This window comes from Leptolyngbya sp. BC1307, from assembly GCF_002286735.1.
Classification (GTDB): domain Bacteria; phylum Cyanobacteriota; class Cyanobacteriia; order Phormidesmidales; family Phormidesmidaceae; genus Phormidesmis.
This window is the reverse complement of record NZ_NRTA01000006.1, coordinates 141,779-153,879: the sequence shown is the minus strand read 5'-3', so window position 1 is coordinate 153,879 and position 12,101 is coordinate 141,779. Positions and strand designations below refer to the sequence as shown.

Sequence of the window (12,101 nt, the reverse complement as noted above, 5' to 3'; positions counted from 1 at the left end):
GAAGATACAATCATGACTAGTTTTTGTTGGGACGGGATCTATGATCTCATCCCTTTTTTCTTATTGGCAAGTCCTCCCACAACATCTGGATGCGCCCCTGATACGCCTGAAGAAGACAAAGAAGATTCGGAAGAACTCCCCGTCTTAGCCGCGTCATTAGCAGTCAAAACAAACTCAAAAGCTGAAACGAATACAGAGGACAATCTAGAAACCAGTTCGCCTATCATTGCGATTGAGGCATCGCCAACGTTAGCGCTCGATAACCTGACGCTCCAAACGCCCAACTATCAGCGAACGCTGATTGAAAATCTCTCACTGACCTTAGACCAAGAGGGGTCACTCTTAGTCATGGGGCCGAGTGGGTGCGGTAAGAGTTCTTTGATGCGAGCGATCGCCGGTCTCTGGCAATCTGGCACGGGCACCGTCCTCAGGCCCGATATCCAAGCGCTATTATTTCTGCCCCAAAAACCATACATGGTGCTTGGCAACCTCAGACAGCAAATGCTGTATCCTTACCCGGATACAAAAGCAACAGATACGCAGCTCACTGAAGTACTGAGGCAAGTCAATCTGCCAGACCTGGCCGACCGCTATGACGAGGGTTTTGACACGGTAGAAGAATGGGGCGATGTCCTTTCGCTAGGAGAACAACAGCGGCTTAGCTTTGCTCGCGTGCTCATTCATCAGCCTGCCTACACCCTTTTAGACGAGGCGACCAGCGCCCTGGATCGCAGCAATGAAGAACAGCTTTATGGCCACTTAGCCGCCGCAAAAACGGCTTATGTTAGCGTTGGCCACCGCGAGTCTTTAGAGAACTATCATCAATCACTTTTACGATTAGCCGAAGATCATACCTGGAAGATCACCCAGACCTTGCCCCAATCTCGATAAGCCCAGTCGGACAGTAATTTAGGATAAATAGCCCGTTCCATAACCAGCTCACATCCGATACGTCCAGGAGGAGGGTGCTACAGCGATCCTCTTCTGGAATTGGCGAATGGGATTGGCGAACTCAGCTCGCTAGCTCAATTCACGGTGCCACAAAAACGCTGCCACTTCAGCAATACCAGCCCTAAGATGGCGTCGAAACGTGCTGAAGGGGAGATCTAGCGCTGCTGCTGCCTGTTCTTGAGTCGGGGCAGGCTCCAGGTAAGTTTGGTGCAGCGCGCGATAATATTTGCTGTGCTTGGGGGTTGCTTTCAAGGTATCGGCGGCTTCACTGATGAGAGACTGTAGAGCCACGGCGCGGTCTGTCGGGGACGCTTCAGCAGCGGTGTTGTTTTCTACCAGGCGCGATCGCACCAACAGATTGTCAGTCAGCGCCTCGACTTGCGTAAACGCCTGCAAAGCCGACCGCACCGCGGCCTCAAACTCAGGCTGGCTGAGCACAACTACCGTTTCAGCTACGGGTTCAGGCAGTTCTACCGTGGTCATCTCCCGCTGAGCCAAAAGCGACTGCCAGGCCGCTGGTGGCAGTACTCGCCAGTCGTGGCCATAAACGCCGTAGGTATGGTCATCAATAGTAAAGTCAGCAGCCGGTAGCCGGGTGAGATCGGCGTAGGCAAACATCTGTGCCCAGGCTTCTGGCTGCGCGCAGGAAAAGAAAGTGTAGGCAAGATGAGTGGTCTCGCGGTGATACTGCACAAACGTGATGAAAATCAGACTCTGAGCGGGTGAAACGGCCTGATAAGTCCCTTTCGCCATCCAAAAGCGAAACATTACGGCGGACTCGCCCGACCGCAGCGGCGCATTTTCCTTGAGATAGTTCCAGGCTGACTGAGTGGCGGGGTCTCGGCTGAGCGCGGTGGCTGTCGTCTCGCTCAGCGTCACTTTGCTGACAAAACCCGCTGGCTGCTGATCCGCATCTCGAAAAATCAGAACCCCTTCAGGCTGCTGCACCATCCAGTAGGCTGCTAACTTCGCTGCCGCTTTGCCTTCAAAGCCCTCTACCATAGCGAGCAAGTCGGGCACATCGCTAGCCCGCAGCTCAGTCACCTTTAGGCTGCTGGTCTCCTGCCAGGTAAAGTTAGGGCGAATGGCCGAATTATCACGGTGCAGAAAAATATAGTCAAATAGCACTCGATGCTGCTCAGCGCCCTGGGTTTTGCTGAGGCGATCGCTATAATAAGCCCTCGCCCTCGCGTGCAGCAATTCGTACCAGTCGGGTGCCCGCCAGCGCATATCGGCTACCAAGACCTCTCGCACCACATCGTGAGGAAATAGCCCGGCAGCCTGCGATTCGATAAACGACAGTCCCCTCAGCCAGTTAAATAAATCATGCACATCGGGCTGCTCTAGCAAATGAGCCAGCAGCGATTCACTCAGCGCCTGCACACCAGCACAAGCTTCTAATGCCTGACGATGCAGCGCGCTCGGTACCTGCGCCACAAACTTTTCGAGCAGCAGCTTGACTAGGTCAGGCGCGGCCTCTGGCTGAAATGAAATGGGCTGGTCGGTGAGCTTACTCTGCGCAAAAATGTCAGCGACGAGAGACAGTGCCAGCGGATGACCATGCGTAAAGGCCAAGATCGCATCGTGCTCATTAGCGGGTATCTGTCGCTGAGTTAGGTAAATCTGGCTTTCTTCGGGCCGAAAATTGCGGAGGGCAAGTGTCTCAATCAGGGCCTGCCATCCTGCATCGATTTGCCAGTCAGAGGCCGGTGGCTGTCGCCCCGCTAGCACCACCAGCGTGGAGGCCGGTAGCTCAGCTATAAAGCTCTGATGCAGCCATAGGTCAAGAGCATCGAGCTGCTCATAGGTGTCAATAAATAGGACGTAGCGATTGTGCTCAGCCTGACTCGCGACAGCCGCGATCGCCGCTGGCACATCATCACCAGCGTCCATGCTCATCGCCACCCGCAGCGCGCTTAAAAAAGAGTCAGGATCAGCCTCCATTTGCCGCGCATCGACATAGGCATAGGGAATATCACCGGTCTGACAGGTGCGAATCAGCGCCTGCATCAGTGTGGATTTGCCGACCCCACCCGGCCCAAAGATATGCCATAGACAAAAGGGCAATTCTGGACTCTGCAGCGCCTGCTGAAAGACTTTTAGCTCAGCCGTGCGCCCGATGAACTGTCGCTCTCGTTCAGCCTGCAACCGCGCCGCTAGATTTGCCGCCATATCTTCGCTGTGAGTACTTTTTGACTGTGACTATTCTCTACTGTCACCATAGAATACCGCTTGAGCAGGCGATCGCCAATGCCGCAGTTGGGGTATTTACGGAAGCTAAACCAGGAGACAGGAGACAGGTATAGATCAGCTTCTGCCTACTGAACACTGTTTACTGAGTACTGTTAACCTGGTCCATCTGCTAGTAACTTTGTTCCGGCAGGCCGTCTGGGTAAGCTATGAGGCAGGATGACTCGGAGCACTATGCTGGGACAGACGCTTGTTGGACGCTATAGGCTAACGCGCATTTTAGGGGCGGGCGGATTTGGCCAAACCTATTTGGCTGTAGATATTCAGGAGCCTCAGCAGCCTCGCTGCGTGGTCAAGCAGCTTCAGCCAGCCAGCCAGGATGCTAATTTTCTGACGGTTGCGCGGCGGCTGTTTGAAACTGAGGTTAAGACTTTACAGCGGCTGGGCTCTCACGCGCATATTCCTAAGCTACTAGACTCTTTTGAAGAAGATAACGAGTTTTATCTGGTTCAAGAGTTTGTTGACGGTCAGTCTTTAGAAAACGAGATTAAGCAAGCTGGTAAGCTCAGCGAGGCTGAAGTGATTGCCCTGCTAGAGGGCGTGCTGCCAGTGCTGGGCTTTATTCACGATCACCATGTGGTGCATCGCGATCTGAAGCCAGACAACTTAATTCGCAGGCAGGCAGATGGCGAGATTGTCCTGATTGATTTTGGGGCGGTCAAAGAGATTCGCACCCGCCTAATGACCAGCGAGACCACGGCGCTGACGATTGGCATTGGCACCCACGGCTATACGCCCAGTGAGCAGCTTTCGGGCAGGCCGCGCTACAGCAGCGACATCTATGCGTTAGGGATGACGGCTATTCAGGCGATTACAGGGCGATCGCCGCAAGATCTTCCTGAAGACGGCAGCTTAGATCCTTGCTGGCAAGACTGCGCTGAGGTTAGCCCGGGACTCGCTATTGTGCTGAGCAAAATGACCCGGCACTATGTTTGCTATCGCTATGAAAGTGTAGAAGAAGTGCAGCGGGATCTGACGCGGCTCGATCAACTGCCCGCCGAAGCTGCCCGCACCGAAGTTCCGCCAAACTCTCTGCCCCAGGGCCGCCTAGAAACCGGCAGGGCTTCTTCTATGCTGCGATGGCACATGGGCAAAAGGGCTCAGTGCTGGACGGTAGCGATCGCCACGGTTACCACCAGCGCTTTCATCTTGGGGCTGCGGCACATCGGCGCTTTTGTCCCTGCTGAGCTAGCCGTTTATGATGCGCTGGTGAACAGCCGCGCCGATCTGGGGCCAGATAACCGGCTGCTGATTGTGGAAGTAACAGAGGCCGATCTGCGATCGCTTGCCCTACCCACCCCTTCTGACCAGTCGGTAGCGACCGCGATTGAAAATTTGCAGCAGCACCAGCCTGCTAGCATTGGCCTTGATCTGCCGCGCGATCTGCCCCAAGCTCCCGGTACCGAGGCGCTGATGCAGAGCCTGCAAGCCCCGAATGTGATCGCCGTAACCAAGTTGGGCGACGCGAATAGTAACGCTGTCATGCCGCCGCCAGCAGGCATCCCCTTTGAGCAAACTAGCTTCAGCGATATCGTCATCGATTCAGATTTTCGCGTGCGACGAGCCCCCATGCTCCACTTTGTCGATAAAGTCACCTTGCTGAGAGAAGGTGACCGCCCGAGCAGCGCTGACCCTAGCCTGGTGAGCGACCCCGTCAAGCAGCCAATTTTTTCGCTGGGGCTAGAGCTATCTATGCGCTATCTGGAAAAGTATCACGCGATTGTCCCAACAGATGGCGATATTTTGCAGCTTGGCAAGGCTCGCTTCGAGATGATTTCTCCTAGCTTTGGCGGCTACCAACAGGCTGATACGGCTGGCTATCAAATGCTTGTACGCTATCGCTCAGCTCAAAATGTCGCGCCTAAGCTGAGCTTTATTGATGTCTTAAACAACAACTTTGATCCAGATCTGGTGAAAGATAAGATTGTTTTGATGGGTTCAGTCGCTGGCAGCAGTCGTGATTTGTTTTTGACGCCTTTTAATACTGGCAGCGATCGCCATCAGATGCCGGGAGTGATGATTCATGCTCAAGTTGCCAGCCAAATCCTTTCAGCAGCCTTAGACGGCGAAACGCTTCCTTGGGCCTGGCCAGACTGGATAGAAATAGTCTGGATCGTAGCGCTAACCGGTATTGGCAGCATTCTTATGGTTGTGACCTCACGCGGCCCCATACTCATCTTATTCGGCGTCAGCGGTCTGGCTATCGTCTTTTTTGTGAGCCTGCTTTGTTTTCAAGCGGGTGGCTGGGTGCCAGCTGTTGCACCAGCCAGTGCGTATTTTCTCTCAGCGGCTGGCGCGCGCATTAGCAAAAGCTATCAGCGCCGCCACTGGGAAGCTCATCAGTAACCGCCTGAAACCGCCTGAGAGATTGGCAAACCGGCATGGGGCTGAGAGGCGGCAAAGGTCACGATCTCTCCCATGACTTTTGTCACGGTTTGCGGGCGATCGCTTTAGCTTACCCATCAAGTTCAACAAAAACTTCGTACTTGTTCAGCCAGGTAAATGAGCTGTGATTAAAATCCGCTTATTCAAAGCGCAAGATGCCGATCAGGTGGCGCAGTTGTTTCACCAAACCGTTCGTGAAGTGAATGCTCGCGATTACTCCAGCGCACAGGTTAACGCCTGGGCACCCGATGACATTCACTTTAGAGATTGGGTGGCAGTCTGCTTGAGCCGGTTTACCTATGTGGCTGAAGAGGCAGGGGCGATCGCTGGTTTTGCAGAGTTGGAGCCAGACGGACATATCGACTGTTTTTACTGCCATAAAGACTATCAGCGGCGAGGCGTGGGCAGTCAGCTCTATCAGGCAATCGAGGCAAAAGCCCTGGAGCTACCCGTCAGCCGCTTGTTTGTGGAAGTCAGCATTACTGCCAAGCCTTTCTTTCAACGCATGGGGTTTGCAATAGTCAAAGAACAAACCGTGGCTCGTCGGGGTGAAACCTTCACCAACTTTGCAATGGAGAAGATTTTATATGCCTTCTAAATGCCATGACTTTTGCCGATAACCCAGCTACGGCGGAAATATTTAGCTAAGCTGGATTCTTTTAAGGTGAGGCAAATAGGGCGTCCGTGCGGGCAGGTGAGCGATCGCGCTGTCCGCTGCCATTGATTGACCAGCGTTTGCATCTCCGGCTGACTGAGCGCGGTGCCGTTACGAATGGCGGTGCGGCAAGCCGTCGCGACTAGGGCAGCTTCTAAGTTTGCGCCCAGGCTCAGCTCTTTAAGGGCATCGGCGCAGTCGGCTCGCTGGCTCAGCGGCTCTGGCACCGTGCGAACGGCCCACAGACTATCGCCAAATGGGGCTACTTCAAGGCCGATTTCATTTAGCCTTTCGACCTGCTCAGGGGCTAGGTCAGAGAGGACAATGGGCGATTCGACCGGCACTATTTGCCAGCGCTGCTGAAGCTGTTCGTAAAGTACGCGCTCATGGGCAATATGCTGCTCAATCAGACAGAGTCCGCCCGCATGCTCGGCCAAAATATAGGTGTTGTGAACCTGGGCGATCGCCTGCAAATCACTTGGTAAATTACTGGGCAAACCACCCGGCAGATCGCCGGGCAAAGCATCAGATAAGTTGACAGTTGGCTGTGCTAACAGCGCTGGCTGAATCTGCCGCGAGGCTGCATACTCCCCTGCTTGTTCGGCGGCTTTGATCAGCGCCCCGGCTCGCTGAGTCTGATAGGCATCACTGAGGTTGTCGAGCTGCAAAATGTCTGTGACAGCGGCGGTAATGCGATCGCAAATAGCCGCCAACCCCTGCACGTAAACTTCCGATTTCGCCGGGTGCCGGTTCCAGTCGAGCTGGGTGGGCGGCAGGGTGAGATGCAAAAAGCACAAAGGGTAGCGATCGCGTGGCAACGTCCGCCGAAAGCTGTTGATCAGCGCGTAAGAGAGTTCGCTGACCGTGACTGGCCTGCCGTTGATCGCCACGCGCACCCAGTCGGGGCGTCGCCGATGGCAGCGATCTGGTAGGCCGACCGCCAGGTAGAGCCCTGCTGCCTTCAGTTCTTTAATGTCGGTATCGTGGACATTGCGCAAGATCTGGGGCAGCATCGTTTTAGCGGTGGGGCCAGGCCACAGAGACAGCCACGGCGCATCGTCTTTCTCTAGCTGCCAGGTTACTTGCGGGTGGCACAGGGCAAGCTGTTGAATCAGCTGACCGACCGCCTTGACCTGCTGAGCGGGTGCAGGCACCTGACGCCGGGCCTGCCAGCGGTCGAATAAATGGCTGACGGTGACAATGGTGCCAGGGGCGATCGCCGCCGCCTGACTCTGCTTAGGCAACCCTTCAGTGCTGTAGCGGATATGATAGCCCTGCGCCGCATCTGATTGGGCCGTAACCGATTGGGCCGCAATCGATGGATCTAATTGAGGGCGGCTGCAAACTTCTAATTGCGCCATCTGGGCAATGCTGTGCAAGGCTTCACCGCGAAACCCTAAGCTGCGGACGTTGAGCAGATCGGGTCGGGTAGAGATTTTGCTGGTGGCGTGGGCGATCGCCGCCTGCTGTAAATCACGAAGGTTCATCCCTGAGCCATTGTCAGCGACTCGTACCTGCCACTGCTGCGGCCACAGGCTGATCGTAATTCGCGTTGCCCCCGCATCCAAGGCATTTTCAACCAGCTCACGCACGACTGCCGCCAGCGAATCAATCACCTCCCCTGCCGCCATTAAATAGACCAGCTCTTGCCCGAGTGGCTGAATGGTAGAAGCCTGTGTTTCCGCCATATCTGAGCGGCTGATTGGCCAGTTGTTCTGCTTGTCGTTCATAGACTCAGTGTAGCGAGCGGGCTGCCCAAGCTGAGTCGCTAATCGCGATAGTTTTTCTACAAAAGAAACCGTTTCTTTGCTGAGGAATGAGCGATAGAGTAGGCTACGCAGCGGGCGCAGTTTTGGTGAGTAGGTAGATAGCGAACGGATGGTCGATATTTCTCAACGGTGGCGATTGATCCAAATTTGGCTGTCTAAATTGGCCCTGATTACTCTCTTAGCTGTCATTCTATTAGGCAGTGGCTGGGCGTCAACTGGAAAAGCCATCGGAGCTACTTTTGGTTTATCCGGATCGACTGCCCAGCGGCCAGGCTGACGCTCGACCTACTTGATCGGCGGCTGGCTGAACCCGTTCGTCAGGGAGGGGCGCTAGTGGTCGATCTCAAAGGTTTGACAATTGATCTGCGCGCTAACGAACCCGGGAATTCAGCAGCCTTCGCCGATCTCTTTTACCAGCGACTGCAAAAGAGTCTCAATAGCGGTCAGCCGCTAGGCTTAGACCTCAGCTATGCACTGATTCAGGGCGATCTAAACTTTTCGCGGCTGAGTCTGCGGGTGCCAGCCTATGGCGGACTGAGCCTACCTGCGCTGGACGCTTTTAACCGCGAATTTCAGCCACTGCTGTCTAAAGATGTTTTATCTGAGGCCAGACCGATGCTTGGCTCTGTGGCTGGCGCTCCTATGAGCTCTCCTCCCGGCGCACTGGCCCGATCGCTGCTCATTCAGGCTCAGCCTGCTCAGCTTGATCGGTTTGTCTTTAGGGGGCCGCTGCTGCTGGTTCAGACCTGCTTTAATGGCGAAACGACTGCGACGGATACCTATTTTCTCAGTCGAGTGGAGGCAACGCAGGCAATTTTTACTCAGCAGACCCGCTGGCGAGGGGCGCGGTTTGCCCGCAGCGCTAACTTTAGCCAAGGGCAATTTCAGCAAGAGAGCAGCTTTCGGAGTGCTTTGTTTGCCCGCAGCGCGCAGTTTAACCAGGCTAGCTTTAGCGGCTTTGCCAACTGGCAGGGCAGTACCTTTCACCAGAATGCCAGCTTTGCTCGGGCTGATTTTCAGGCCGCTACGTTTGGACGATCGCGCTGGCAGACTAACGCCGACTTTGATCAGGCTAATTTTCACGGCACCGTCAGCTTTCAAAAAAGCCGCTTTGACCAGGCGCTATTTTTGACCGATGCCCAGTTTGAAGCGCCCGTCAGCTTTCGGCAGGCTCAGTTTCAGCAGCCGCTGAGTCTGCGAGGCGCACATATTCTCAGCCAGCTAGATTTTGGCGATGCTCGCTTTGCCAAAGCCACAACCATCAACGTCACCGACTTAGACTTCAGCGCCGAAGCCGCTAAAATTTTGGGCAGTCCGGGTCAGATTGGCCGGGTGTTTTCAGTGCCCGCTCTGGCGAATAATGAAACGGTTTTGCGTAGTCTGGTGAGAAATTTTCGTCTGCTAGAGCAAATCAGCGATGCCAACCAGCTGGAATACACCACCGAGCGACTGCGACTCGCGCAAATACAGCGGCAGATTTTTGGTGTGAGTCTCAATCAGGCCCGCTCGGATCAGCTTGTGAGACTGGGGCTCAGATCGGAGCAGGCGAGGGCGGTAATAGCCCGCAGACAAGATCAGCCCTTTGTCAGCCCGGCTGATCTGCTGGGACTCGATGAAATTGACTTGGCCACTTATCTGAAGGTGCGCGATCGCATCACTACCCAACCGACTAACTGGCTCAGCCGGGCGCAGCGGCTGGTGCGTTGGCTGCTGCTAGCGGGTCTGCTGACGCTCAGCCACTACGGTACTAACGTCGGTCTTACTTTTAGCGTTGGCCTGATTGCGATGACGCTGTTTGCCCTTGTCTTTTGGCTGAGCGATCGCTACCGCCGCCGGGTGCCCACCCCAATTGTCCCCACTCGCGCTGAGACGGTGGCCATGGCGATCAGTGGAGTCGGTATGCTGATTCTATCGCTGAGCATTCTCAGTCAAAATACCCACCATCCGGCTCGGACGCTGGCCGCTGTGCTGCTGGTTGTCTTGCCCGTGCCGGGGGCGCTGCTCGTGAGGCTTTATCAGCAGGGCCGCTATCACGATCTGATGGATCGCAGCTACTTCGTCGAAAACGGGGCGCTGCGCCAGATTCAGGTGCTGATTGCCAGGCTACCGGTGATTCCTAAGTATCCGTTTTACCGCGATCGCTACACTCCTCTGCTGGCCGATCAGCGCTGGAACTGGCTTAACTACTACGACTTCAGCTTTAACAACTGGTTCAAATTTGGCTTTAACGACATCCGCTTGCGAGATCGGGCCGTTCCTGGACTGATCAGCGCCCTCGCCTGGTACCAGTGGAGTTTGGGCACTGTCTACATTGCGCTGCTGCTGTGGACGCTCTCACGCACTATCCCCGGCCTCAATCTGCTGCTCTACTTTTAATCTGAGGTAGCTCGGTTCTGAGACAGAACAGCGTAGATACACGGAATGTCAAAGCTGCCCAATTGCCCAACCGCTTAATATTTCCGTGTTTACTGCGAGGCATCAGCTGCCGCATTTACCGACAATAAGGTCACTTCTGAAGGGCGCATACAAAACCATTCAGTCATCCTAAGGGGCATTTTAGGAGATTGGAAATTGGGGTTGTCGGCACACTTCATAAGAAATGCCTGACCCTGGGGGCTTAAAGGGGTCGGGCCTTTTTCTTTTTAAAGGGCCAGTTAAAAGAATAGTCAAGTAGCCCGCAGCTACAAGATCTTATCGAGCCCATATATCAGCGACTTTAGCGAGAGCACCCGGCGAATAGAGAGTAAGACGCCTGGCATGTAGCAAACGCGATCGCTCGTATCGTGACGCAGCGTATAGACCTGGCCTGCCGCCCCGAAAATCACTTCCTGATGGGCCACTAGCCCTGGCAGCCGCACACTGTGAATTCTCACGCCCTCATCGGTTTGGCTACCTCTAGCGCCGGTCATTTTTTCAGATTCTTCGACCTGGGGCGGGTTAAAATTTTTGTTGACTTCTGCGAGCATTTGCGCGGTTTTTACGGCGGTGCCGCTGGGCGCATCGGCTTTTTGGTTGTGGTGCAGCTCAATAATTTCCACATGGTCAAAATAAGCCGCCGCCTGTAGTGCCGCCTGCTGCAATAGCACCATGCCAATAGAAAAGTTGGGAATCAGCAAGCAGCCCGTACTCGCCTTATCGGCAAAATCTGCCAGGTCTTTAATTTGCTTGGCGCTCATGCCAGTGGTGCCCACTACTGGCCGCACCCCGTAAGCGAGGGCAGCACGAACGGAGCTATACACGCTGTCGGGGTGGGTGACATCGACCATCACCGCCGTGCCTTCGCTCTGGGCCGCTACCAGGGTGGCTTCTAAATCATTCATCACCGGGATTTCGAGCGGCTCTATGCCGATCACTTCACCGATATCTTGGCCGATCAGCGTTAGGTTGCGGTCAATCGCGCCTACCAAAGTCATATCGTCAGCAGCGGCAACGGCCTTGACGATGGCTCGCCCCATTTTGCCTAATGCCCCATTGACGACCACCAGAATTTTTTGATCGCTCATAAGTCTATGTACTGTGTCTTGTCTATTGGGCCATTGTATAGCGACCTGTCTAGCGACTGTATAGCGACTTGATATGACAAAAGGGAAGCTGCGATCGCCTCCCTTTCAAGTTCTCAAATGCTCTATGAGCCGCTGAGTCAGAGCGACACCTGAGCCGCTAGCCCACTTCTACTTGTTTGGTATCGACGGTATCTGAACCATCCACTTTTTTAGCGACGCTGACCATCTTGTCTAAAATTGCCTGGCTAGGCACTTTGCCCTTGAGCACGACGGTAGCACTGGTCTGAGCCACCCATAGCGTATCGATATCGTCTAGCTGGTTGTCTTCATCAAAGGCGAGGGCAACCCGCTTAGCCAGTCCGCTCTCGTCAAATTCGCCATTGAGCCCTACTTTGTAGTCGGGTACATCGTTGCTGGCGGCCTTTTTGCTCGCACTGGCAACGCCCCGGCGCACTGAGGTAGAAGCGTCTTTCGGCTTGTTTTTACCAAAAATTCTGCTGAAAAAACCCATAATACTTTCCCATGTTGGTGTACAAAGGCAGGGAAGGCACCTGCTCAGGCCATTAGAGTATCTGGTCGCTCAGTCGG

General features: G+C 54.7%; 8 protein-coding genes. 4 read left to right on the top strand and 4 right to left on the bottom strand.

Going from position 1 to position 12,101, the window contains the following annotated elements:
* The coding region (locus CKL79_RS05925; protein ID WP_121968671.1) for an ATP-binding cassette domain-containing protein at window positions 1-891 on the top strand (891 nt) is incomplete at its 5' end.
* A 129-nt stretch (window positions 892-1,020) separates the two neighbouring features.
* On the opposite strand, the gene CKL79_RS05920 is transcribed toward CKL79_RS05925, so the two are convergent.
* Window positions 1,021-3,123, bottom strand: a complete 2,103-nt coding sequence (locus CKL79_RS05920; RefSeq protein WP_121968657.1) for an ATP-binding protein — start codon at window positions 3,121-3,123, stop codon at window positions 1,021-1,023.
* Window positions 3,124-3,360: 237 nt separating this feature from the next.
* Here CKL79_RS05920 and CKL79_RS05915 point away from each other — a divergent pair, with 237 nt between their 5' ends.
* Both CKL79_RS05915 and CKL79_RS05910 read left to right on the top strand, forming a co-directional pair.
* Window positions 3,361-5,547 carry a CHASE2 domain-containing protein gene (locus CKL79_RS05915; RefSeq protein ID WP_121968656.1) on the top strand — a complete coding sequence of 729 codons (2,187 nt, stop codon included), beginning with the start codon at window positions 3,361-3,363 and terminating at the stop codon, window positions 5,545-5,547.
* A gap of 166 nt (window positions 5,548-5,713) precedes the next feature.
* Window positions 5,714-6,184: a GNAT family N-acetyltransferase gene (locus CKL79_RS05910; protein ID WP_121968669.1), complete on the top strand. Its 471-nt coding sequence runs from the start codon at window positions 5,714-5,716 to the stop codon at window positions 6,182-6,184.
* On the opposite strand, the gene mutL is transcribed toward CKL79_RS05910, so the two are convergent.
* Window positions 6,181-7,929, bottom strand: coding sequence for a DNA mismatch repair endonuclease MutL (gene mutL, locus CKL79_RS05905; RefSeq protein ID WP_121968670.1), 1,749 nt, complete (start codon window positions 7,927-7,929; stop codon window positions 6,181-6,183). The genes CKL79_RS05910 and mutL overlap by 4 nt on opposite strands.
* 414 nt (window positions 7,930-8,343) lie before the next feature.
* Between mutL and CKL79_RS05900 the strand changes: the two genes are divergently transcribed.
* On the top strand, window positions 8,344-10,386 hold the full coding sequence (locus tag CKL79_RS05900; protein ID WP_121968655.1) for a pentapeptide repeat-containing protein: 2,043 nt from the start codon (window positions 8,344-8,346) through the stop codon (window positions 10,384-10,386).
* A 305-nt stretch (window positions 10,387-10,691) separates the two neighbouring features.
* On the opposite strand, the gene dapB is transcribed toward CKL79_RS05900, so the two are convergent.
* Both dapB and CKL79_RS05890 read right to left on the bottom strand, forming a co-directional pair.
* Window positions 10,692-11,513, bottom strand: a complete 822-nt coding sequence (dapB, locus tag CKL79_RS05895; protein WP_121968654.1) for a 4-hydroxy-tetrahydrodipicolinate reductase — start codon at window positions 11,511-11,513, stop codon at window positions 10,692-10,694.
* Between the two features lie 157 nt (window positions 11,514-11,670).
* Window positions 11,671-12,024, bottom strand: a complete 354-nt coding sequence (locus CKL79_RS05890; protein ID WP_121968653.1) for a phospholipid-binding protein — start codon at window positions 12,022-12,024, stop codon at window positions 11,671-11,673.
* Between the last annotated feature and the right edge of the window lie 77 nt (window positions 12,025-12,101).